Source organism: Flavobacterium sp. LMO8 (assembly GCF_009495755.1).
In the GTDB taxonomy this organism is placed as follows: domain Bacteria; phylum Bacteroidota; class Bacteroidia; order Flavobacteriales; family Flavobacteriaceae; genus Flavobacterium.
In genome coordinates this window covers 296,355-320,548 of record NZ_WIBJ01000030.1, presented here as the reverse complement: position 1 = coordinate 320,548, position 24,194 = coordinate 296,355, and the positions used below count along the sequence as shown (strand labels likewise).

The window sequence follows — 24,194 nt, the reverse complement described above, 5'->3', positions numbered from 1 at the left end:
ATTAATAGTTGTTTAAAGTGGAAATAATATGTTGAATTTCTGAAGCTTTTAAACCTGAATTCAACGGAATGCTCAAAACCTCATCATGGATTTTCTCTGTAATTGGAAACGATAAATTGTTCCAATTGGATAAAGCTTTTTGTTTGTGAGGTGGAATTGGATAATGAATCATGGTTTCAATTCCGTTTTCCTTTAAAAAATTCTGTAATGCTAATCGGTTTGAAGTTCGAATGACAAACAAATGAAACACGTGATTTTGAGATAAATCCCAACTTGGCATAATAATTTTATCGTTTTTAATTTCTGAAAGATAGCGTTTTGCCATGCTTCTACGGAATTCATTTTCCGAATCTAATTGCTTCAATTTAATATTTAAAAAAGCCGCTTGCAATTCGTCTAAACGGGAATTTACGCCGATAATTTCGTTTTCATATTTTACTTTTGAACCGTAATTTCGCATAGAAAAAAGCGTTTCAGCTAATTCATCATCGTTCGTTGTAATGGCTCCACCATCGCCTAAAGCACCGAGATTTTTTCCTGGATAAAAGCTATAGGCTGTAGGGTGTTGGGTATTGGGTATTGGGTATTGAGATGCTGAAACAAGTTCAGCATGACAATCTGTATTTGACTGAACACTATCCACTGTACACTGAACACTTAATCTTGCGCCGTGCGCTTGAGCTGCATCTTCAATAACCAATAAATTATGTCTTTGAGCTATTTCATTTATGGCTTTCATTTCACACAATTGGCCGTAAAGATGAACAGGCAAAATGGCTTTTGTTTTGGAAGTTATTTTAGCTTCAATTTCATCTGGATTAATATTGTACGTTTCCAATCTTGGTTCCACTAAAACAGGAACTAAATCAGCTTGTAAAATAGCCAAAATACTAGCAATATAAGTATTTGCTGGAACAATAACTTCATCACCGTTTTCAAGTTTTCCTAAATGAATATAAGCCTTTAAAATCAAAACCAAAGCATCTAAACCATTTCCAACACCAATACAATGTTTTGTGCCGCAATAGGAAGCAAAATCGGTTTCAAATTGCTTGACTTCATTACCTAAAATATACCAACCACCATCTAGAAATTGCTTCATCTTTTTCTGAAAAGCAACTTCAAAAGGTTGGTTTAATTTTCTTAAATTTAGGAAATGTATCATAGTAAAACGTTATCTAAAAGTATGTAGTTTTTTATTTCTACTTCGTAAAAATCTTGTGTAATAACTCTTGCACCAAAACTTTCTTTCCAATACAACAAACCTTTATTTATATTTTTTCCTTGATTTTCATTGGAAATTCCGAAATCGAAATATTTTTTGTCTTTAAAAACGTTAGAAATTAAATAATCGTGTAAAAAATCTAAACTTCCCAATTCGTTTTTATCTGAATTCCCCGAAATATATTGAGAATGCGCTACAAAATTTGATTCAAAAATGGTAGTTCCGGCCACAATTTTATCGTTTTGATACACATTAAATTGTCGGATGTTTTTTGGAAATTTATTATACAAAACTTGAATTTCTTCCAATGAATGAACAGGTTTTGCTTGATGTTTAACTTCTAAATTTGGAATTAAAATTTCATTCCAAAATAATTCAAAATTGGGTTCTTCTTTTACAACTAAATTATTTTTGATTCCTCTTTTAATCCCATTTTTTCTATCACGTGAAAAAGAAAAATTGGTTTTCAAATCTATAACCGACAAAACATCTCTTCTGACCAAATTTCCTTGCATTAAAAATATCAAATATTGCAATTCATTGGAAGGAATTTGATTGTAAATAGTTGGAATTTCTTTGAAAATTATTTTCTGAAATTGTTGTGTGTTCAAATATTCAAAAACAGATTTTGCAATGGATATAAAATCGGAAAGTTTTGTTTTTTCATGAATTACAATTCCACCATAAGTTAGTCCTTGATGCGAAAAAAGGGTTTCTCCTACTCTATTTGTAGGTAAAATAGCCATTAATTCATGACTATCATCAAAAACCAAAAGCGAATAATCTTCAAATCGGTTTTGATGATATTCCATAAAATCACGATGAAACAAGAAGGTAGCGTTTTTGGCATTGGCTACAAATTCGTTCCACAAATCATAACGTGTTGAACTATATATTTCTACGTGATACTTTCTCAAACTATTATTTTAAAGCGGAAAATTACTAAATTTTTACGGCATCTGATTTCTTTATTCTGTTTTTTAAAAAAAATATAGTAAATTGGAACCAAATTTTCACTAAATCAGTATGTTGAAAAAATTACTTTGCCTCATTTTTCTATTAGGAATTCTATTACCTACTTTAACTAAAGGTCAAGATATTTCATTATTCACTCAAGTAAATGGAAGATACGATTTCACATTTGTAGGAAATACAATGAATATAGCTGAAAATAATCCCACCAATTTCTATGTAACCAATACTTCTTCATCTGCGACACTAAATTTAGGTCCGAGTGATACAATTATTAGAGCTTATTTATATTGGGCAGGCAGCGGAGACGGTGATTTTGAAGTTGATTTGAATGGTACAACAATTACTCCTGATAGAACTTTTTCACATTCAAGATTTTTTAACCCTAATACTTTTACTTATTTCAGTGCGTTTAAAGATATTACAACTTTAGTTCAAACAACAGGAAATGGAACTTATACCCTTTCTAATTTAGATATTTCGCCATTTCAGGCACTTCATTATAGTAGAAAAACAAATTTTGCAGGTTGGGCCATATTAATTGTTTATGAAAATCCGAGTTTAACGTTAAACCAATTAAACATTTATGATGGATTACAAGGTGTTCCTGATGCCTTACAAATAAATTTAACCAATTTGTATGTACTAAACAATTCCAATGCAAAAGCAGGATTCATTGCATGGGAAGGAGATTCACAACTAGCTACAGAGAATTTTACTGTAAATGGAACAGCAATAAGCAATCCTTTTAATCCACCAAATAACGTTTTTAATAGTACAAATTCAGTTACAGGGTCCAATCAGTTATATAATATGGATTTGGATATTTACGAAATTGATAATTATATTTCTATTGGAGATACAAGTGCTTCAATAGCATTAACTTCTTTTCAAGATTTCATCATGATTAACACTGTAGTTACAAAACTAAACAGTCAATTACCTGATGCAACCATTGTATTAGAAAACCCAACTTCCACATGTAATTCAAGAGAAGTTACTTTAGATTTCACCGTTTCAAATTTGAATAGTACAGAAGTTTTAGAAGCAAATACACCCATTACGTTTTATGCAGGAACAGAAGTAATTGCAACAACTTACACTCAAAATATAATTCCAATTGGAGGAAGCGAAAATGGAAACATAATTTTGTCCATTCCAAGTTCTGTTTCTCTAAACTTTTCATTATTAGCAGTTGTTGATGATAGAGGAAATGGTTCAGGAATTGTTACTGAATTATTAGAAAACAACAATACTTTTCAAATTGATATTGAACTTACGGTATCGCCAACTTTCAATAATTTAAACCCATTAACTTCTTGTAATCTTGGTTTAACTCGAGGCATTTTTGATTTTTCAAGTTATTCCGAATTAGTTAAAACAAATTCAAGTCAAATTGTTTCATTTCATGAAAGTTATTATGATGCGGTTCAAAATATAAATCCAATACTAAATAGTTTTAATTACGAAGCGCTTACCACACCAAAAGAAATTTTTGTTCGTATTGATAATAGCTGCTTTTCTGTAACTTCATTCTTTTTATTAACCGAAAATTGTCCTCCTACAGTTTATAATGCAGTTTCTCCAAATGGAGATGGCTCAAACGATGCTTTTTTCATAGATGGCCTTCGCGATATTTTTGTGAATTTTGAAATACTAATTTTTAATCGTTGGGGCAAACATTTATGGACAGGAAACAATAATAAACCTGATTGGGATGGTTATGTAGAAGAAGGCGTTGGAAGTACTTTAGCGCCTGCTGGAACTTATTATTATATCCTTTATTTAAATGATCCTAATTATTCTGAACCCTTAACTGGTTACCTTTACATAAACCGATAGTTTACTATTAACAAAAGTTAAAATTTTTTAAATCCTTTTCTGCAATAATTAAAATCGAAGATAATTTCTATCTTTAACCAAACTAAACCCTAAAACATGAAATACATATCGTTATTGTTAGTATTCTTGATTTCATTTTCCGGAAATGCGCAAGAATATTTTCCAAAAAATGATGGCGTAAAACAAAGCTTCAAAAACTATGTTGCTATTACAAACGCCACTATTTATGTATCAGCAACGCAAAAAATTGAAAAAGCCACGCTGTTAATCAAAGAGAACAAAATTGTAGAAGTGGGTACCAATGTTACCATTCCAAAAGGGACTACAATTGTAGATGCAACAGGAAAAACAATTTATCCCTCATTCGTTGAGTTATATAGCGAATTTGGAATCAGCAAACCTACTCCAAGACCAAGTGGTAACTTCACACCACAATATGAATCGAATCGTGAAGGATATTACTGGAACGACCATGTAAAACCAGAATACAACGCTTATGAAAATTTAAGTTATGATACAAAAGCAGCTGGAAGTTTAAGAGAAGCTGGTTTTGGTACCGTTTTAAGTCACCACAATGATGGTGTAATTGCAGGAACAGGTTTACTTTGGACATTAAACGACTTCGGAACAAACGCTGATAGAATGATTAAAGATAAAGTATCGCAACATTTTACATTCAGTAGAAGTAAATTTACTAAGCAAAGTTATCCTTCTTCAATGATGGGAAGTATGGCTTTGATTCGCCAAGTATTTCACGATGCAAAATGGTATGCACAAGGAAATGCAACTAACAAAGATTTATCTTTAGAAGCTTTCAATGCGAACAAATATTTATTGCAAATCTTCAATGCTGGCGATAAATTAAATGGTTTAAGAGCAGATAAATTAGGCGATGAATTTGGAGTTAAATATCTAATTAAAGGAAGCGGAAACGAATTTGAGCGTATCGACGAAATCAAAAAATCGGGAGCTACTTATATTATTCCATTGAATTTTCCAGATGCTTATGATGTAACAGATCCATACTTAGCGCAACAAGTAAGCTTGAGTGATATGAAATTTTGGAATCAAGCACCGTTCAACTTGAAAATTTTAGCAGAGAACAATGTTTCATTCGTACTTTCTACAGCAGATTTAAAAGAAACCAAATCATTTCTTTCTAATTTAAGAAAAGCCGTTTTATATGGTTTACCAAAAGACAAAGCGTTATTAGCTTTAACAGAAACTCCTGCAAAATTGGTAAATCAATTTGATAAAGTAGGTTCTATTTCAAAAGGAAAATTAGCGAATTTCATTATCGTTTCTGGTGATATTTTTGAAGACAAAAGCAACATCTTAGAAAACTGGGTACAAGGAAATCGAAACATCATAGATAAAATCAATCCTACTGATATTAGAGGGACTTACGATTTAGTTTTTGATAATCACAAATTCGAATTAAAAATCGAAGGCGAAACTTCAAAATTCGAAGCAAAAGCTGTTAAAGATAGTATCAACTTTGGAACAAAAATCCAATTCAATGATCCGTGGGTTAATTTGGTTATCAAAAATCAAGATACTACAAAAGCTAATTTCGTTAGACTTTCAGGAACTTTCGTAAAAGACATGATGCAAGGAAAAGCCGTTTTAGAAAACGGAAACGAAACATCTTGGACTGCAACTAAAAGAGCAACTGAAGTTAAAGAAGATAAAAAGAAAGACGACAAAAAAGACGAACCAAAAGTACCGTCTATGTATACGGTAACGTATCCAAATATTTCTTTTGGAAACGACGAAAAACCAAAACAAGAAACTATTTTATTTAAAAATGTAACCGTTTGGACAGGAGAAAAAGAAGGAAATCTTAAAGAAACCGATGTTTTAATTCAAAACGGAAAAATTGCGAAAATTGGTAAAAACTTACCAGCTTCAGGAGCAAAAGTTGTTGACGGAACTGGCAAACATTTAACGGCTGGAATCATTGATGAACACTCGCACATTGCTATTTCAAATGGAGTTAACGAAGGTGGGCAAAATTCATCAGCAGAAGTTACGATTGAAGATGTTGTAAATTCAGAAGACATCAATATTTACAGAAATTTAGCTGGTGGAGTTACTTCGGCTAACTTATTACATGGTTCTGCAAATCCAATTGGAGGTCGTGCGGCATTCATCAAATTAAAATGGGGTTATTCACCAGAGGAAATGTTAGTTAAAGATGCTCCAAAATATATCAAATTTGCTTTGGGTGAAAACGTAAAACAATCCAACTGGGGCGATTTTTCACGTAACCGTTTCCCACAATCTCGTATGGGTGTAGAACAAGTTTATGAAGATTATTTCACCAGAGCAATCGAATATAAAAACGAGTGGGATGCCTACAAATCAGGTAAAGGAAAAAATAAAGTAATGCCAAGATTTGATGTCGAAATGGAAGTTTTAGGAGAAATTTTAGCAAAAAAACGTTTTATCACTTGTCACTCTTATGTGCAATCGGAAATCAATATGTTAATGAAATTAGCAGAACGTTATAATTTCAAAATTCAAACGTTCACACATATTTTAGAAGGCTACAAATTAGCTGATAAAATGTCGGCACACGGCGTTGCGGGTTCTACATTTGCAGATTGGTGGGCTTACAAATACGAAGTTAACGATGCAATTCCATACAACGCAGCGATTATGATGAATGAAGGCGTGCAAGTTTCTATCAATTCTGATGATGCTGAAATGTCAAGACGTCTGAACCAAGAAGCTGCTAAAACGGTTAAATACGGAAACGTAACAGAAGAAGAAGCTTGGAATTTCGTAACCTTAAATCCTGCAAAAATTCTTCAAGTAGATAATAAAGTAGGAAGTATCAAAGTAGGAAAAGATGCCGATGTAGTACTATGGTCTGATAGTCCTTTATCTATCTATACAAGAGCTGAAAAAACGTTAGTAGACGGAATCATTTTCTATGATTTAGAAAAAGAGAAAGAAGTGATGAGCGAAATCCAAAAAGAAAGAGCTGAGTTAATCAACTTCATGTTAGACGCTAAAAACAAAGGAATGAAAACGCAATTACCCAAGAAAAAAGAAAATGGTCACTATCATTGTGATACTTTAGGAGAAAATTGCAAAGAGTCTCATTATAAATATAATTAGTCAAAACAGCTAATTTCTAATGAAAAGATAAAACAATATGATTCAATAGAACAATTGTCCCCTTGAGGGGACTTTAGGGGTGTAAAAAGTTCATGAAAAACAAAATCATACCATATAAACCACACTTGAAAGATTTCGCAAGAGAACTAAGAAAAAACAGCACACTTAGCGAAGTGATTCTTTGGCAAAACATAAAAATGAAAGGATATGATTTTCAATTTCACAGACAAGTCCCAATGTTAGATTATATTGTTGATTTTTATTGTCATGAATTAATGTTAGCTATTGAAATTGATGGTGATAGTCACCTTTATAAATACGAATACGACAGATTTAGACGAGGTGAGTTAGAAAAATTAGGTGTTCATTTTTTAAGATTTAGTGATATTGATGTGAAACAAAACTTATTTTCCGTTTTACTATCATTGGAACAAGAAATCGAAAGATTGAAAACACCCCTAAAGTCCCCTCAAGGGGACAATACTTCTAATTAAGTTTATAGTTATACTTAGTTAGTTTTAATATTTTGAATAAAATTAAAAAGATATATAAATGAAAAAAATAACATTCATTCTTTGTATTATTTCTTTGTTTGGGTTTGCCCAACAAACGCCTGCTCCAAAACAAAGTAAATCGATTTTAATCCTTGGTGCCAAAGCACATTTAGGAAACGGAAAAGTAATTGAAAACAGTTTGATTTCAATTATTGACGGAAAAATTGCAACTATTGGCGATGCTCCCGTAATGAAGCCTGATAAACATGATATTGTGATTGAAGCATCTGGAAAACATATTTATCCGGGATTCATTGCACCAAACTCAACATTAGGATTAGTAGAAATAGATGCAGTTAGAGCTTCGGATGACGAAAGCGAAATTGGAGAGTTCAATCCACACGTAAGAAGTATTATCGCTTACAATGCTGAGTCAAAATTAGTGGAAACCACACGTCCAAACGGCGTTTTGTTAGCACAAATTACGCCAAGAGGTGGCAGAATTCCAGGAACATCATCAATCGTTCAATTGGATGCTTGGAACTGGGAAGACGCATCGATTAAAACCGACGACGGAATTCACTTAAACTGGCCAAGAAGCTACTCAAGAGCTGGTTGGTGGGCTGAACCAGGCGGAATTGAAATGAATAAAAATTACGATCCACAAGTAAAAGCGATTCAAGAATATTTTGACAATGCTTTTGCTTATTTGGGAAGTAAAAACACTAAAAAAGACATTCCTTATGAAGCTATGAAAGGGTTACAATCAGGTGAAAAAACCTTGTTTGTAAATGCAAATGGAGAAAAAGAAATCATCGATGCCGTTTTATTCAAAAAGAAAAACAACATCAAAAACATGACAATTGTTGGCGGTTATTATGCATTTAAAGTAGGTACATTATTAAAAGAAAACAACGTTTCTGTTTTATTAAATCGCGTACATAGTTTACCATTATTGGAAGATGAAGATGTAAATTTACCATACAAAAATGCTAAATTATTAGTAGATGCAGGCGTTTTAGTTGCATTACAAAATGCAGGCGATATGGAACGTATGCAAACCAGAAATCTTCCGTTTTACGCTGGAACTTGTGCCGCTTGGGGATTAACAAAAGAACAAGCATTACAATTAATTACAGGAAATTCAGCTAAAATTTTAGGAATTGACAACCAATACGGAACGTTAGAATCTGGTAAAAGTGCTACATTATTTATTTCTGAAGGCGATGCTTTGGATATGAAAACCAATGTAATTTCATTCGCTTTTATTGACGGAAGACAAATCAGTTTAGAAAGTCACCACACCGAATTGTATGAACGTTACAAAGGAAAATTCGAACAACAAAAAAAATAAGACCAAAAGCCTTTCAGTAAATGAGAGGCTTTTTTTGTACTTTTGCTCTATAATTTCTTATTCATGAAACAAATCACCTCGGTTCAAAATCCGTTTATTAAATCGTTAGTCCAATTGCAAGAAAAAGCAAAAGTTCGTAAGCAAACGGGCACTTTTTTAATTGAAGGAAAACGCGAAATTGAATTGGCATTAAAAGGAGGTTATGAATTAGAAACCATTCTATTTTTACCCGAAATCATTTCGAATAGAGAAATAAATAACCTTGTCAAATCGAGCGAAGTCGAGATTATCGAAATTTCAAAAGAGGTATATCAAAAATTAGCCTATCGCGATACTACCGAAGGCATTTTAGCCATTGCCAAAACAAAATCGTTAGCCTTATCCGATTTAAAACTTTCTAAAAACCCACTAATATTAGTTGGAGAATCCTTAGAAAAACCCGGAAACGTTGGTGCCATTTTAAGAACAGCTGATGCTGCAAACATTGATTCTGTAATTATCGCCAATCCAAAAAGCGATTTATACAATCCAAACATCGTTCGTTCTAGTGTTGGTTGTTTGTTTACCCGACAAATTGCTGTTGGAACTACTGAAGAAGTAATTGATTATTTGAAAGAAAATAACATTAATATTTATTCCGCTACTTTACAAGATTCTACTGAATACCATACTCAAAATTACACCACTCCTACTGCTTTAGTGGTTGGAACAGAAGCCACAGGCTTATCCGAAAAATGGAGAACAGAAAGCACTAAAAACATCATCATTCCAATGCAAGGCGAAATCGATTCTATGAATGTTTCAGTTGCTGCTGCTATTTTACTTTTTGAAGCTAAAAGACAACGTGGATTTTAAAAACTATACAACATGAAAATAAAATTATTAATAGCTTGTTTTTCTATTTCCTTAGCTATTCAATCGCAAATTTCTCCTACAGAAATTGATCAGTTAGTAACCAATTCATTAACGGCTTTTAATGTGCCTGGAATTGCCGTTTCTGTGATTAAAGATGGAAAAGTAATCCATTCAAAAGGATATGGTGTAACTTCTATTGTTACAAATCAAAAAGTGGACGAAAATACTCTTTTTGGAATTGCTTCAAACAGCAAAGCATTCACAGCAGCCGCACTTGCGATTCTTATTGACGAAGGAAAATTAAACTGGGACGATAAAGTAATCTCTTATCTACCCGATTTTAAAATGTACAATGATTATGTAACTAACGAATTTACAATTAGAGACTTATTAACACATAGAAGTGGCTTAGGTTTAGGAGCTGGAGACTTAATGATTTGGCCAGATGGAAACAATTTTACATCAAAAGATATTATTCATAATTTGAGATTTCTAAAACCTGTTTCAAATTTTAGAACACAATTTGATTATGACAATTTATTATACATTGTTGCTGGAGAAGTAATAGCAAAAGTTTCAGGTAATAGTTGGAGCGAATTTATAGAGTCAAGAATTACTTCTCCTTTAAGTATGAATAGAACAGCAGGTAGTTTTAAAAGACTTAAAGACACAACCAATATAGCTACTCCTCATGTTCCAATACAAGAAAAATTAAAACCCATTTCAAGATATAAAAACCCTATCTTAGATGCTGCTGGCGGAATATATTCTTCTGTAAACGATTTAAATAAATGGCTACTTACATTATTAAATAAAGGGAAAAATCCTGAAAATAACAATCAATTATTTAGTCCAGAATTACTTAATGATATGTGGTCATTACAAACAATAATTCCAAAAACAACAATACCTCCTTACAATACTCATTTCGGTGGTTATGGGCTGGGATGGTTTCTTAGCGATGTAAAAGGGTATAAAGAAGTTACTCATACTGGTGGTCTTGAGGGAATGGTAACTCAAGTTACAATGATACCTGAATTAAATTTAGGAATTATTGTACTTACAAATCAACAATCAGGTTCTGCTTTTACTGCAATAACCAATACTATCAAGAATAGTTACTTGAATATTCCTAAAATAGATTTAGTTGCAATATACAGTAGAAGTGAGAAAAATGTAATTTCTGGCACAGATAAAGTAAACGAAGAAGTATGGAAAAATATTGAAAAAAATAAGAATGATAAAAATATTAAAAATAAGTTTGAACAATTACAAGGAATGTATTCTGATAATTGGTTTGGAGATATCACTTTAACGTTTAAAAAAAATAAATTATATTTTCAGTCCTTACGTTCTAAACAACTAGCAGGAGAAGTCTTTTATTACAAAGAAAACATTTATGCCGTAAAATGGAACAATGCCTTTTTTCATGCAGATGCTTTTATTTTTGTTAGTTTAGATGAAAATGGAAAACCACAAAATCTAAAAATGAAAGCAATTTCTCCATTAACCGATTTTAGCTATGATTTTCATGATTTAGATTTTAATCGAAAATAATATTTAAAGCGCTTAGGCGCTTTTTTTTTGTGCTTGTAGTTTGATTTTTTGTTTATTTGTAGTACATTTAAGTACTTGAATTAATTGTATGACAGAGTTAGAATTAGAAGCCGAAAACAAAGCAATCGCGCAAGAATATAAAGAATTACTTCGCATCAGTTATCAAACACTTACGGTTGAAGACAAAAAAATCATCCGTAAAGCATTTGATGTAGCTGTTGATGCCCATAAAGACCAACGTAGAAAATCGGGAGAAGCCTATATTTTCCATCCTATTGCTGTAGCTAAAATTGTAGCTAGAGACATTGGTTTAGGAGCCACTTCGATTGCGGCTGCCTTGATGCATGATGTGGTGGAAGATACTGATATTACGGTTCAGGATATTGAAAAAATGTTCAACCCAAAGATTGCTCAATTGGTTGAAGGTTTGACCAAGATTGCCAAAGTTAAAACCGATCAAGAAATTTCGGTACAAGCAGAAAATTTCCGTAAAATGTTATTAACATTGAACGATGATGTTCGGGTAATTTTAATTAAAATTGCTGATAGATTACACAACATGCAAACCATGGGAAGTATGGTGGATTACAAGCAAGCCAAAATTGCTTCCGAAACACTTTATATTTATGCACCACTAGCCCATCGTTTAGGATTATATAACATCAAAACCAAATTAGAAGACTTAGGTTTAAAATATACTGAACCCGAAGTTTACAACGATATTGTAAGTAAAATTAAAGAAACCAAAGAAGAGCAAGACGAATATATCAAAACTATTTCAGATGTATTAAGTAAATCGATGGTTGACGAAGGAATAGAATTTACAATCAAAGGTCGTCCAAAATCAATTTACTCCATTCGTAGAAAGATGAAAGCTCAAGGCGTTACTTTTGACGAAGTATACGACAAATTTGCGCTTCGAATTATTTACAAATCAAATCAACACGACGAAAAGTTCATTGCTTGGAAAATTTATTCAGTAGTTACCGATCATTATCGACCTTCGCCAAGTAGATTACGAGATTGGATTTCTTCTCCAAAATCATCTGGTTATGAAGCACTTCATATTACCGTAATGGGTCCGAAAGGGCGTTGGGTAGAAATTCAGGTGCGAAGTGAACGTATGGATGAAATTGCAGAAAAAGGCTACGCAGCGCATTACAAATATAAAAATGGTGCCACTGAAGAACACGGTTTGGAAATTTGGTTAAACCAATTAAAAGAAGCTTTAGAAAATTCTAGTGCCAATGCAGTTGACTTTGTAGAAGATTTTAAACTGAATTTGTATGCCAAAGAAATCTATGTGTTCACTCCAAAAGGTGAAATTAAATCATTACCAAAAGGAGCTACTTCACTAGATTTCGCTTTCAGTATTCACTCAGAAATTGGTGTAAAAACAAGAGGAACTAGAGTAAACGGGAAATTAGTTCCGCTAAATCATGTTTTAAATAGTGGCGATCAAGTGGAAATTATTACATCGGCGAATCAAAAACCAACATCGCAATGGCTAGATTATGTAACTACTTCGAGAGCGAAAAATAAAATTAAAAACGTTTTAAACGAAAACACTAAAAAGATTGCCGAAGACGGAAAAGAAATTCTTACTCGAAAATTACGCCATTTAAAAATTGTACTTAACGAAAATACAACTAATGAATTGGTCAACTTCTTTAAGTTGCAAACCAGTTTAGACTTATATTACCGATCTGGAATTGGGGCTATCGAAAACCAACAACTAAAAGATTATGCTGCTCAAAAAAGCAACACATTGGTTAATTTCTTTAAGAAAACTATAAAACGATCGCCATCTAATCAACCGGAACAAATTCATAAAAATGAAATCAGTAAAAAATACGATTTATTAGTATTTGGTTCAGAACAAGACAAATTAGATTATAAATTATCAAGTTGTTGTAACCCAATTCCTGGAGATGAAGTGTTTGGATTTGTTAGTATTAATGAAGGAATAAAAGTACACAGAAAAGACTGTCCAAATGCTATTAGCATGCAATCGAATTATGCCTATCGAATTATTCCTGCAAAATGGGTTGATTCATCACAAGAAGAATTTAAAGCAATATTAAAAATTACAGGAATGGATATTTTAGGACTTACTAATGAACTAACAAAAGTAATATCAAATCAAATGCATGTAAATATCCAAAGTATTTCCCTAAATTCCGAAGCGGGTATATTCTACGGACAAGTGGCAGTGGTAGTTCAAAACAATACCATCCTTAAAAAACTAATCGAAAACATCAAAAAAGTAGATGGAATTGATAAGGTAACTAGGGTTTATAATAGTTAGCAATGAAAAAAATTACATTACTATTTTTTTTATTTACAATTGGTATTTCAGCACAAACGGGTAAAATAAAATATTATTTAGATCCTGAAGGAAGGGAAATCTCAAAAGAAGAAAAAATTTTTCTAATTGATAAATATCCAGATAACTCATTATCTTTTAGAAAAACAAAAGATAGTGGATATGTCTATCAATTTAATGCCCCAAAATATTCAACCTATAAAGTTGATTACAAAATCATTAAAACTGAAATTGAAAAAATTACAAATAAAACCTATTCAGATTCGACTATATTTTTAATTAGGTTCAATTATTTGGATGATACTTGTTCTGATTGGCACTCAAATGAAATGAATATTGAAAAAATAAATTCAATAAAAAACTTTGATGATTCTTTAAAAAGAAAAATAGAGCGAAAATCAAATGTAATATACTTATGTTTGTTTGAAAACAGAATTATTTTGAAAAACAGACCTAAATCGAAAAACGAATATTTCTTTTCTGACAAAAATAATTTCTTTAGAAACAATTTATTTCTTCACCCAACAGTTTGCGGTTCGTTTGGACTTATAAAACCAAACGGTCAAACTCTTATAAGAAATGGCGAATATAGACCAGACTCCATGCACGAACATCTAAAACCCGAAATTTGGAATCTTATTTTTCAACAATAATTATAATGTCTTAATAACTCTGTTTAAAAAAACTTCTAACTCCTAACTTCTAACTTCTAACTTTCACTATCTTTGCCAATATTTCATTAACCAAAGCAATGGAAAACAAAAATCAGGAAATTGTAAAAAATGTTTTTACTAAATATTTAGAAGAAAAAGCGCACCGTAAAACGCCGGAACGTTATGCTATTCTTCAAGAAATTTACAATGCTACCGAGCATTTTGATATTGAGTCTTTGTATATCAAAATGAAAAATAAAAACTATCGCGTAAGTAGAGCTACACTTTACAATACAATCGAACTTTTATTAGAATGCGGTTTGGTGCGTCGTCATCAGTTTGGACAAAATCAGGCGCATTACGAAAAATCGTATTTCGATAAACAACACGATCACATTATTTTAACCGATTCTGGTGAAGTTATCGAATTTTGTGACCCAAGAATTCAGCAAATTAAACAAACCATGGAAGAAATGTTTGGAATTGATATCACAAACCATTCCCTTTACTTCTACGGAACAAAAAAACAACAATAGAATATAAATTAATTAAGTACAGACGTTGCAATGCAACGTCTCAACAACAACAAACAACAACAACACAATGACTGTAGATTTACTACTTGGATTACAATGGGGAGACGAAGGAAAAGGAAAAATCGTTGACGTTCTTACCTCAAAATATGATATTATTGCACGTTTTCAAGGTGGACCAAATGCGGGACACACTTTAGAATTCGACGGAATCAAACACGTTTTAAGAACTATTCCTTCTGGAATTTTCCACAAAAACGCCATCAATATTATTGGAAATGGAGTTGTAATCGACCCCGTAGTTTTTCAAAAAGAAATTGAAGGTTTAGCAAAATTCAATATGGATGTTACTGCTAAATTATTTATTTCTAGAAAAGCACACTTAATTTTACCAACACACCGTTTACTTGACGCTGCTTCTGAAGCTTCAAAAGGAAAAGCAAAAATTGGTTCTACTTTGAAAGGAATTGGTCCAACATATATGGACAAAACCGGTAGAAATGGTCTTCGTATAGGAGATTTAGAATTAGAAGATTTCAAAGATAGATATAGAACTTTAGCTGACAAACACGAAGCAATGATTGCGTTCTACGATGTAGAATTACAATACAATTTAAAAGAAATGGAAGATGAGTTTTTTGCAGCCGTAGAAGACTTAAAGAAATTAACTTTCATTGATAGTGAAGAATATTTAAACAAAGCGTTAAAAGAAGGAAAATCAATTTTAGCAGAAGGAGCACAAGGTTCTTTATTAGATGTTGATTTTGGAACGTATCCATTTGTAACTTCTTCAAACACAACTGCAGCTGGAGCTTGTACTGGTTTAGGAATTGCTCCTAACAAAGTAAAAGACGTGTTCGGAATTTTCAAAGCGTATACTACACGTGTAGGTAGCGGACCATTCCCTACAGAAGATTTCGAAGAAGCTGGACAAACTATGGCTAAAGTAGGAAACGAATTTGGTTCCGTTACAGGACGTGCGCGTCGTTGTGGTTGGTTAGATTTAGTAGCTTTAAAATATGCCGTTCAAGTTAATGGTGTAACACAATTATACATGATGAAAGGCGATGTTCTTTCTGGATTTGACACCTTACAAGTTTGTACAGGATATAACTACAAAGGCCAAGCTATTCAACATCTACCATACAACATTGAACCTGAAAATGTAACACCAATTTTAACAGAAATGAAAGGTTGGAAAGCAGATTTAACAGGAATGACAACGTATGATGAATTACCACAAGAATTAAAAGAATATATCGAATTCATTGAAAAAGAAGTTGAAGTACCAATCAAAGTAATTTCGGTTGGACCAGACAGAAAACAAACGATAACAAAATAATTTCAAAAACGCTTTCAATTGAAAGCGTTTTTTTATACTCCTAAATGATAAAATATTCTTAATTATCAATGGCTTTTCGAGTTTTTACTTAAATTTGGCTCAAAATAAATTCGACTTGAAAAACACATTTTTTTATATCGCCATCTTATTGCTGTCAGTAACTTTTTCGACAGCACAAGAAAAGAAAAAAATTATCATTGAAAACTCCGATTTCGTAGATATGAATCAGACCGAAATTCCAGGTGCTATTGTATTTACAGGAAATGTTCGCATCATACACAATGGAGTAAAAATGTTTTGTAATAAAGCGTATCATTTTAAAGATGAAAATTATGTAAAAGCATTCGGAAACGTTCAAATGAATCAAGGCGACACCATTACCATGAATAGCCGTTATGCGGAATACAATGGTGATAAAGAATTTGCTTTTGCTACTGGAGATGTAGTTTTACGCTCGCCTGAGTCAACATTAACAACAGATACCGTTTATTTCGATAAGAAAAACCAAGAAGTTTTTTATAATTCCTTTGGTACTATTCGTAACAAGGAAAATACGTTAAAAAGTAAATCAGGTCGCTATTATGTAGACCAAAAGAAATACAAATTTACAACCGCAGTAACGGTTACGAATCCAGAAAGTACAATTAAAACTAACAACTTAGATTATTACGAAAATTCAGGTCATGCTTATGTTTTTGGACCTTCAACCATTACCAGTAAAGAAAACGTAATTTATACCGAAAACGGATTTTATGACACTACAAATGACATAGGTAAATTAGCAAAAAATTCTAAAATTACTCTTGATAATAAAATAATTGAAGGTGATGATTTGTTTTACGACCGAAAGAAAAATTATTCGAGAGGCATCAACAATGTAAAAATTACTGATACCATCAATAAAGTTATTGCTACAGGCCATTACGCAGAACTCTACCGAAATGCCGCTACCAAAAAAGACTCGATGATTTTAACCAAAAGAGCCTTAGTAAAAACATTGGTAGAAAAAGATACTTTGTATATGCATGGTAAAAAAATAATTGTTTCAGGACCGCAAGAAGATCGTGTGATTCGTGCTTTCAATAATGTCCGTTTTTACAAAAGTGACATGAGCGGGAAATGTGATTCACTTCACTCTAACAACAAAACTCAGTTGACGAAAATGATTGGAAAACCTATTCTTTGGAACAACGAAAACCAAATGACAGGTGATGTAATGCATTTAATTGGAAACAACAAAACGCAAAAACTAGATTCACTAAAAGTACTCAATAATGCTTTTATTATTCAAAAAGATAGTCTTAGTAAAAATGGCTACAATCAGATAAAAGGACAAAATCTATATGGAAAATTCGTTGACAGTAAACTAAAAGAAGTCGATGTCGTTAAGAATGCCGAAGTCATTTATTATATGTACAACGATGCCAATGAGTTTATCGGAATCAACAAAACAGTTTGTAGTAAAATCAATTTGGAACTAGATGAAAATAAAATCGATGCTATTACTTTCTTTACCAAAACCGATAGTCACATTTATCCAGAGAGTGAGTTTCCGGAAAACGCAAGAAAACTGAGAGGTTTTAATTGGCGTGGTGATGAACGAATCTTATCAAAAGAGGATATTTTCCCGGCTGACGAAGTTGCAATAGATGATAAAATTCAGATTGAGGCTAAAAAGAGAGCAATCGAATCTGAAAAACCAATGGAGATTCTTCCTGAAACATTAGATTTCGACGAGAATAAAAAAGCCGAAGAAAAGAAAACCGCAAAAAAACCAGAAGTAAAAAAAGTAAAAAGTAATAAATAAAATGATAAGCTTAATTTAACTAATCACTAATTACTTTTCACTTATCACTAAATTATGATTGAAGATTTTTTTAAATACCAAGCCCAAACTTCACCTCATCCATTAGCCATGGAGATTTCTCACGCTAAGGGTTCTTATATTTATGATACTGATGGAAATCCTTATTTAGATATGGTTGCAGGAGTTTCCGCATGTACATTAGGTCATCAACCACAACGCGTGAATGATGCCATAAAAAAACAATTAGACATCTATTCTCACGTGATGGTGTATGGCGAATATGCCCAACATCCAGCAACAGAATTATGTAAATTAATAGCGCAACATCTACCCTATCCACTTAAGAAAACGTATTTAGTGAATTCAGGAACAGAAGCTATTGAAGGTGCTTTAAAATTAGCTAGAAGAGTTACAGGGAGAAGTCAATTAATTTCATGCCACAATGCATATCATGGAAATACTATGGGAAGCATGAGTGTGATGGGATTTGAAGAACGCAAACAAATTTTCCGTCCTTTAATTCCTGATGTGGATTTTATTACGTTTAATAATGAGGCAGATTTAGAGAAAATCACCACTCGAACTGCTGGAGTTTTATTAGAAACCATTCAAGGTGGTGCAGGTTTTATTGAACCTCAAAACGATTTTCTTAAAAAAGTGCGCCAACGTTGTGATGAAGTTGGTGCTATCATGATATTAGACGAAATTCAACCCGGATTTGGTCGCACCGGAAAACTATTCGGATTTCAAAACTACGATGTTATTCCTGATGTAGTAGTAATGGGAAAAGGAATGGGTGGCGGAATGCCTGTAGGTGCTTTTACAGCATCAGTCGAAATGATGGACTTACTAAGTCACGATCCTAAACTAGGTCATATTACCACTTTTGGCGGACATCCTGTCATAGCGGCAGCTTGTTTGGCTACGTTACAAGAAGTTACCGAATCCAATTTAATGGCTGAAACTTTAGAAAAAGAACAATTATTCCGAAGCCTTTTAGCACATCCATTAATCAAAGAAATTCGTGGTCGAGGGCTTATGATTGCTGCAATGACCAATTCACCAGAGATTACAAATGAAGTAATTTTACGTTGCCACAAAAGAGGCGTTATTTTATTCTGGCTCCTTTTCGAAGGATGCGCTGTTCGTATTACACCACCACTAACCATTAGTAATGAAGAAATTACCAAAGGTTGTGGCATTATTATTGAGGTATTAAATGAGATAGAAAGAGAAATGAAGTAAATGATGGATGATGGATGTTTGTTGATGAATGATGATATCAGTTTAGATTGAAATTGATTTTTGAAATTGATTTTGCACTTGCAAATTGTTAATTAAATTGTTTACAACAATTCAAATCCCGAACCACTACCCCAATATTATTCCTTAATTTTAATAAGGATAAAATCATAAAACGAAGCGCTATGAATTTGAGTCACGAAGAAGAAGAAAACAGCTTGTCCTTATCTAAATTTGAATCGATGTTAAAAACCAATAAAGTTTTTTTCTTTGATTCAGAAGAGTTTGAAGATATCATTCTTCATTATATGGATACCGGCCGACTGAACTTGGCCAAAAAAGCGCTGAAATTAGGTTTAGAACAACATCCAAAATCTACTGGATTAAAATTAGTTCAGGTAGAAATGTTGGTGTACGAAGACAAACTCGATATTGCTGAAAAGTTACTAAACGAGTTGTACGCTATTGAGCCAACAAACGAAGAAATCTACATTCAAAAAGCCAACATACATTCTAAACGAGACGAACACGAAAAGGCCATTTCCTTTTTAAAAATCGCCTTGAAATATACTGATGATTATGCTGATGTGTATTCGATGATAGGAATGGAATATCTTTTTATGGATAATCTTGAAATGGCAAAAGAAAATTTCATCAAATGTTTAGATGAAGATACCGAAGATTACTCGGCACTTTACAACGTAGTGTATTGTTTTGATTTCTTAGATCAGAATGAAGATGCTATTGTTTACCTAAACAAATTCATTGATAAAAACCCGTATAGTGAAGTCGCTTGGCATCAATTAGGCAGACAATATTATGCGTTGAAAAACTACGAAAAAGCAGTTTGGGCTTTCGATTATGCAACTTTAATTGACGAAACCTTCTTAGGGGCGTACATGGAAAAAGCAAAATCGTACGAAAAACTAAAAAAATATCAAGAAGCTATCGATTGTTACAACGTTACTTTAGAATTAGATGACCCTTCTTCTTTTGTATTGCTTCGTGTGGCTAAATGTTATGAGCGTTTAGGAAATACAGAATTCGCATTAAATTATTACCTAAAAACAGTTCACGAAGATCCTTTGTTAGATAAAGGCTGGATTGCAATTACTGATTTTTACATTCGTCAAAAAAACTATCAAAAAGCGTTGTATTATGCAAACAAAGCTATAGGAATTGATGGCGACAATTCGTTGTACTGGAAACGTTTTGCAGCGGTAAATACAGCACTTCATTTCTTTGAAGAAGCAGAATACGGTTACCGAAAAGCATTTGAAAGTGGCGACATCAATTTAGATACATTCACGCTTTGGACAGATGTTTTACAATATTTAGGAGAGTTTGATACAGCTATTGAAATCCTTCTTGAAGCATGTAATGTGTTACCAGATGAATACGAAATGGAATATCGTTTGGCTGGATTATATTTCTTAACAGATGATGTTACCAAAGGAAATCTTCACCTAATGAACGGAATGAAATTAAATTTGAAACAGCTTTCTTTGTTTCAAGAATTATTCCCAGTAGTTTGGGAAAGAACAGAAGTTCAGAAAACAATTATGAAATTTAAAAAATAGAGAATAAACAACCCTTAACCCATTCCAAAGTAGCAATACTTTGGAATTTTTATTGTCATGAGAAAACTATTTCCCGATTATTTGATTATTACACTTAAAGGTTTAGCCATGGGTGCTGCCGATGTAGTTCCAGGTGTTTCTGGAGGAACTATTGCTTTTATTTCTGGAATTTATCAAGAATTAATTGACAGCATAAATAATGTGAATGTTTCTGCTTTAAAAACACAAAAAAAAGAGGGATTAAAAGCCGCTTGGGAGCAAATTAACGGAAGTTTTTTATTAGCACTTGTAACAGGAATTGGAATTAGTGTACTTACTTTTTCTAAAGTGATTACGCATTTATTAGAAACCCAACCTATCTTAGTTTGGTCGTTTTTCTTTGGATTAATTATTGCGAGTATTACTTTAATTTGGAAAGAAATTACGAGTTGGAAATTAGTCGATATTTTATTTTTACTAATCGGAATTACGGTTTCTTATTATATTACTATTGCACGTCCGGTGAGTTCTCCTGATAGTTATTGGTATTTATTTTTATCTGGATTTATTGCCATTATTGCGATGATTTTACCTGGAATTTCAGGCGCTTTCATTTTGCTTTTAATGGGTTCGTATGAAACGGTAATTGGAACTATCAATAGTTTTAGAGAAGGCTTAACTACAGCCAATTCTGAAATACTAACACAAGCGTTATTAAAGTTGGGTGTTTTTGCTTTTGGAGCTATCATTGGTTTAAAATCGTTTTCTAAAATATTGCATTGGATGTTTGCCAATCATAAAAACACAACATTGACTTTATTAGTAGGATTTATGATAGGTTCATTAAATAAAGTTTGGCCTTGGAAACAAGTTTTAGAAACCAGAATCAACAGCCATGGCGAAGTGGTTCCTTATATCGACAAAAGTATTTTACCACAAAATTTTGAAGGCGAACCGCAAATTGCAATGGCAATCGTATTGGCAATTTTAGGATTTTTTGTAATTTTTGGAATGGAAAAAATGGCAAGTAAATTGGGTAAAAACTAAAATGTATAAAACCTTTTTTTTTTAAATGAATTAAGTATAACTAAGAAATGTCCAAATCTGTAAAAATAAAAACCAACATTAAACTAGTTTTAGCCTCTAGTTTTTTTAGTGTATTTCTTTTTGGAATACTTTCATTTCATATGTTTAATAGATTTATCGAAGAATCTAGAACAAAATTTGATATTCCAACTTTCTTAGTTCTTTTTTTCTTTATTTTTCTTCTTGTTACAACTACTTTATTTGCAATCAATTTTTTTTCTATAATTGAAATAAATGAAAAAGAAGTAATTATAAATAAGGTTTTTTCAAAAAAAGTTATACGAATTGAGAACATTAAAAATATAGTTCTTTCAGAAATTAATGATTCTTAATGAAATATTAGTAGATAGAGCTAGAATACAATTAAAAAACGACGAAATTATTAACCTGTATTCATTTAAATATCAAGATTTTTTCAAATTAAAAATCATTTTAAACTTCATTAATGAATCTATAAAAAATGAGAATATAAAACTTGAAAAAATGAATTTAGATTCCATTTTACCTCATAAAAAGTCATTCAAAATAAATTCATACAACAAAACTAAAACTTTTAATTTTTCACATGTTTTATCATTTACAGGAATATTTTTTTATGGTTTGGTTTCAATAAGTTTTTACTCTTTTTTTTCAAGAGAAACCTTGAATATTTACATCACTTTACAAATACCAGTTATAATCACTTTTTTAATTCTATTATTCTCAAACGATATGAATTATTTTACAATTAGTGATAACTATCTAATTGTAAAAAACTCAATCCGATTTTGGGAGAAAAAATATTTTGATTTAAATGAAATTGAATCTATTAATATTCATCGTCATTATAGACAATCTGGAAAAACGGTAGTCATCAAAACAAAACTATTTGAAAATAGAACATATTCATCTGATAATTTATTAAATAAACATTGGGAAAGTTTTAAAATTGAATTAAAGAAAAATAATGTTGCAGTATTTGATGATAGCGATAGAATTTCCAAAAGAGTAATTTATTAAAACTGCATTTCTTCTATTTGTTTATGTTAAGTTAATTTGATTTTTTTATTAAAATTCAAAGTGTGTTTTGTAGATGCAATCTTTTATCATAAATTTACAGAATAACTGCATACTATTTTAAAACTTCAATAATGAAAAAGAAAACAAAAAAACAGTTGAAATTTGGCTTAATTGGCCGAAATATTAGCTATTCTTTTTCTAAAAAGTATTTCAATGAAAAATTTGAAATTGGTCATTTTGACAATTGCGAATACAAAAATTACGACATTGAAAACATCAAAGAGTTTCCTAAAGTAATCACTGAAATTAAAGGTTTACGTGGTTTAAATGTTACCATTCCATACAAGGAAGAGATTATTCCGTATTTGGATAAATTATCAAAAACGGCGGAGAAAATTGGTGCGGTTAATTGCATTACGATTTCCAAAAAGAAAAAACTAAAAGGTCACAACACCGATTACTACGGATTTAAAAAATCGATAAAACCTTTAGTGAAAGACCATCACAAAAAAGCATTGATTTTAGGAACTGGTGGCGCAAGTAAAGCCATTGCTTATGCTTTACGAAGCCTAAAAATCGAATATGATTTTGTTTCTAGAAACGCAGATGAATTTCAATACAAATATGAAGAATTAGACGCTGCTATTTTTGAAGAATATACTATTATCATCAACACCACTCCAGTAGGAACGCATCCTAATGTAGCCGATTGTCCAAACTTAGATTACAGTTTGTTTACCAAAAAACATATTGCTTACGACTTAATTTACAATCCAGAAGAAACTGCATTTTTAAGAAAAGCTAAAGCACAAGGCGCTGTAACTAAAAACGGTTATGAAATGTTGGTTTTACAAGCGGAAAAGACTTGGAAGATTTGGAATGAGTAAAATTTAACCGCAAAGACGCAAAGTTTTTCGCAAAGTTCGCAAAGATTTTCACACACAGTTTGTCATGCTATTAAGTATCTCTTTTATGTCATCCCTACGGGATTTATTCACTTATCTATTCATTAATTACCGAGATTTCATGCCTAGCGGCATTTTAAGTTGGTCTGTTGAAAAAGTACAAAACCATAACTTCTTCAAAAACCAATCCCAAGAAAGCCTTTTGATGGCTATCTAACCCCGATAGAAGCGACATCTCGCCTTGGCGGATATAGCGGATAGCGGGAAAATGGATAGCAAAAAAGCCCAAAACACTCGTTTCAAAGAAAATAACGGAT

18 protein-coding genes are annotated in these 24,194 nt (G+C 31.9%); 16 read left to right on the top strand and 2 right to left on the bottom strand.

What is annotated here, in order from left to right:
• Nucleotide 1: 1 nt before the first annotated feature.
• Nucleotides 2–1,165 (bottom strand): DegT/DnrJ/EryC1/StrS aminotransferase family protein, encoded by a 1,164-nt coding sequence (locus tag GFJ94_RS07730; protein WP_153200975.1) that lies wholly within the window; start codon nucleotides 1,163–1,165, stop codon nucleotides 2–4.
• The gene (locus GFJ94_RS07725; RefSeq protein WP_153200974.1) at nucleotides 1,162–2,142 is read right to left on the bottom strand and encodes a GNAT family N-acetyltransferase; all 981 of its coding nucleotides are present in this window, start codon (nucleotides 2,140–2,142) and stop codon (nucleotides 1,162–1,164) included. The genes GFJ94_RS07730 and GFJ94_RS07725 overlap by 4 nt, the downstream gene beginning before the upstream one ends.
• Before the next feature lie 109 nt (nucleotides 2,143–2,251).
• Here GFJ94_RS07725 and GFJ94_RS07720 point away from each other — a divergent pair, with 109 nt between their 5' ends.
• From GFJ94_RS07720 to GFJ94_RS07645, 16 genes are all read left to right on the top strand, one after another.
• Nucleotides 2,252–4,039 (top strand): gliding motility-associated C-terminal domain-containing protein, encoded by a 1,788-nt coding sequence (locus GFJ94_RS07720; protein ID WP_153200973.1) that lies wholly within the window; start codon nucleotides 2,252–2,254, stop codon nucleotides 4,037–4,039.
• Nucleotides 4,040–4,135: 96 nt separating this feature from the next.
• Complete coding sequence (locus tag GFJ94_RS07715; RefSeq protein ID WP_153200971.1) at nucleotides 4,136–7,165, top strand: amidohydrolase family protein; 3,030 nt, start codon at nucleotides 4,136–4,138, stop codon at nucleotides 7,163–7,165.
• Nucleotides 7,166–7,257: 92 nt separating this feature from the next.
• Nucleotides 7,258–7,659: an endonuclease domain-containing protein gene (locus tag GFJ94_RS07710; protein WP_153200969.1), complete on the top strand. Its 402-nt coding sequence runs from the start codon at nucleotides 7,258–7,260 to the stop codon at nucleotides 7,657–7,659.
• A gap of 58 nt (nucleotides 7,660–7,717) precedes the next feature.
• The gene (locus GFJ94_RS07705) at nucleotides 7,718–9,013 is read left to right on the top strand and encodes an amidohydrolase family protein (RefSeq protein ID WP_153200968.1); all 1,296 of its coding nucleotides are present in this window, start codon (nucleotides 7,718–7,720) and stop codon (nucleotides 9,011–9,013) included.
• A gap of 63 nt (nucleotides 9,014–9,076) precedes the next feature.
• Nucleotides 9,077–9,868: an RNA methyltransferase gene (locus GFJ94_RS07700; RefSeq protein ID WP_153200966.1), complete on the top strand. Its 792-nt coding sequence runs from the start codon at nucleotides 9,077–9,079 to the stop codon at nucleotides 9,866–9,868.
• 12 nt (nucleotides 9,869–9,880) lie between these two features.
• Nucleotides 9,881–11,425, top strand: coding sequence for a serine hydrolase (locus GFJ94_RS07695; protein ID WP_153200964.1), 1,545 nt, complete (start codon nucleotides 9,881–9,883; stop codon nucleotides 11,423–11,425).
• A gap of 88 nt (nucleotides 11,426–11,513) precedes the next feature.
• Nucleotides 11,514–13,733, top strand: a complete 2,220-nt coding sequence (locus GFJ94_RS07690; protein ID WP_153200963.1) for a bifunctional (p)ppGpp synthetase/guanosine-3',5'-bis(diphosphate) 3'-pyrophosphohydrolase — start codon at nucleotides 11,514–11,516, stop codon at nucleotides 13,731–13,733.
• Between the two features lie 2 nt (nucleotides 13,734–13,735).
• Nucleotides 13,736–14,404 (top strand): hypothetical protein, encoded by a 669-nt coding sequence (locus GFJ94_RS07685; RefSeq protein ID WP_153200961.1) that lies wholly within the window; start codon nucleotides 13,736–13,738, stop codon nucleotides 14,402–14,404.
• Nucleotides 14,405–14,502: 98 nt separating this feature from the next.
• Nucleotides 14,503–14,940 (top strand): Fur family transcriptional regulator, encoded by a 438-nt coding sequence (locus GFJ94_RS07680; protein ID WP_153200960.1) that lies wholly within the window; start codon nucleotides 14,503–14,505, stop codon nucleotides 14,938–14,940.
• Between the two features lie 67 nt (nucleotides 14,941–15,007).
• Complete coding sequence (locus GFJ94_RS07675; RefSeq protein ID WP_153200959.1) at nucleotides 15,008–16,279, top strand: adenylosuccinate synthase; 1,272 nt, start codon at nucleotides 15,008–15,010, stop codon at nucleotides 16,277–16,279.
• A 115-nt stretch (nucleotides 16,280–16,394) separates the two neighbouring features.
• On the top strand, nucleotides 16,395–18,086 hold the full coding sequence (locus GFJ94_RS07670; protein ID WP_153200957.1) for an OstA-like protein: 1,692 nt from the start codon (nucleotides 16,395–16,397) through the stop codon (nucleotides 18,084–18,086).
• A gap of 54 nt (nucleotides 18,087–18,140) precedes the next feature.
• On the top strand, nucleotides 18,141–19,331 hold the full coding sequence (locus GFJ94_RS07665; RefSeq protein ID WP_153200955.1) for an aspartate aminotransferase family protein: 1,191 nt from the start codon (nucleotides 18,141–18,143) through the stop codon (nucleotides 19,329–19,331).
• A gap of 182 nt (nucleotides 19,332–19,513) precedes the next feature.
• Complete coding sequence (locus GFJ94_RS07660; RefSeq protein ID WP_153200954.1) at nucleotides 19,514–20,908, top strand: lipopolysaccharide assembly protein LapB; 1,395 nt, start codon at nucleotides 19,514–19,516, stop codon at nucleotides 20,906–20,908.
• A 57-nt stretch (nucleotides 20,909–20,965) separates the two neighbouring features.
• On the top strand, nucleotides 20,966–21,934 hold the full coding sequence (locus tag GFJ94_RS07655) for a DUF368 domain-containing protein (RefSeq protein WP_153200952.1): 969 nt from the start codon (nucleotides 20,966–20,968) through the stop codon (nucleotides 21,932–21,934).
• Nucleotides 21,935–22,456: 522 nt separating this feature from the next.
• The gene (locus tag GFJ94_RS07650; RefSeq protein ID WP_153200951.1) at nucleotides 22,457–22,972 is read left to right on the top strand and encodes a hypothetical protein; all 516 of its coding nucleotides are present in this window, start codon (nucleotides 22,457–22,459) and stop codon (nucleotides 22,970–22,972) included.
• 131 nt (nucleotides 22,973–23,103) lie between these two features.
• Nucleotides 23,104–23,859, top strand: a complete 756-nt coding sequence (locus GFJ94_RS07645; RefSeq protein ID WP_153200950.1) for a shikimate dehydrogenase — start codon at nucleotides 23,104–23,106, stop codon at nucleotides 23,857–23,859.
• Nucleotides 23,860–24,194: the final 335 nt, after the last annotated feature.

Bases quoted from the DNA above. Each gene is read 5' to 3' on its own strand.
- GFJ94_RS07695 (WP_153200964.1), top strand. From the start codon at position 9,881: ATGAAAATAAAATTATTAATAGCTTGTTTTTCTATTTCCTTAGCTATT.
- GFJ94_RS07675 (WP_153200959.1), top strand. From the start codon at position 15,008: ATGACTGTAGATTTACTACTTGGATTACAATGGGGAGACGAAGGAAAA.
- GFJ94_RS07715 (WP_153200971.1), top strand. From the start codon at position 4,136: ATGAAATACATATCGTTATTGTTAGTATTCTTGATTTCATTTTCCGGA.
- GFJ94_RS07690 (WP_153200963.1), top strand. From the start codon at position 11,514: ATGACAGAGTTAGAATTAGAAGCCGAAAACAAAGCAATCGCGCAAGAA.
- GFJ94_RS07660 (WP_153200954.1), top strand. From the start codon at position 19,514: ATGAATTTGAGTCACGAAGAAGAAGAAAACAGCTTGTCCTTATCTAAA.
- GFJ94_RS07705 (WP_153200968.1), top strand. From the start codon at position 7,718: ATGAAAAAAATAACATTCATTCTTTGTATTATTTCTTTGTTTGGGTTT.
- GFJ94_RS07650 (WP_153200951.1), top strand. From the start codon at position 22,457: ATGAATTTAGATTCCATTTTACCTCATAAAAAGTCATTCAAAATAAAT.
- GFJ94_RS07655 (WP_153200952.1), top strand. From the start codon at position 20,966: ATGAGAAAACTATTTCCCGATTATTTGATTATTACACTTAAAGGTTTA.
- GFJ94_RS07720 (WP_153200973.1), top strand. From the start codon at position 2,252: ATGTTGAAAAAATTACTTTGCCTCATTTTTCTATTAGGAATTCTATTA.
- GFJ94_RS07730 (WP_153200975.1), bottom strand. From the start codon at position 1,165: ATGATACATTTCCTAAATTTAAGAAAATTAAACCAACCTTTTGAAGTT.
- GFJ94_RS07645 (WP_153200950.1), top strand. From the start codon at position 23,104: ATGAAAAAGAAAACAAAAAAACAGTTGAAATTTGGCTTAATTGGCCGA.
- GFJ94_RS07710 (WP_153200969.1), top strand. From the start codon at position 7,258: ATGAAAAACAAAATCATACCATATAAACCACACTTGAAAGATTTCGCA.
- GFJ94_RS07700 (WP_153200966.1), top strand. From the start codon at position 9,077: ATGAAACAAATCACCTCGGTTCAAAATCCGTTTATTAAATCGTTAGTC.
- GFJ94_RS07665 (WP_153200955.1), top strand. From the start codon at position 18,141: ATGATTGAAGATTTTTTTAAATACCAAGCCCAAACTTCACCTCATCCA.
- GFJ94_RS07680 (WP_153200960.1), top strand. From the start codon at position 14,503: ATGGAAAACAAAAATCAGGAAATTGTAAAAAATGTTTTTACTAAATAT.
- GFJ94_RS07685 (WP_153200961.1), top strand. From the start codon at position 13,736: ATGAAAAAAATTACATTACTATTTTTTTTATTTACAATTGGTATTTCA.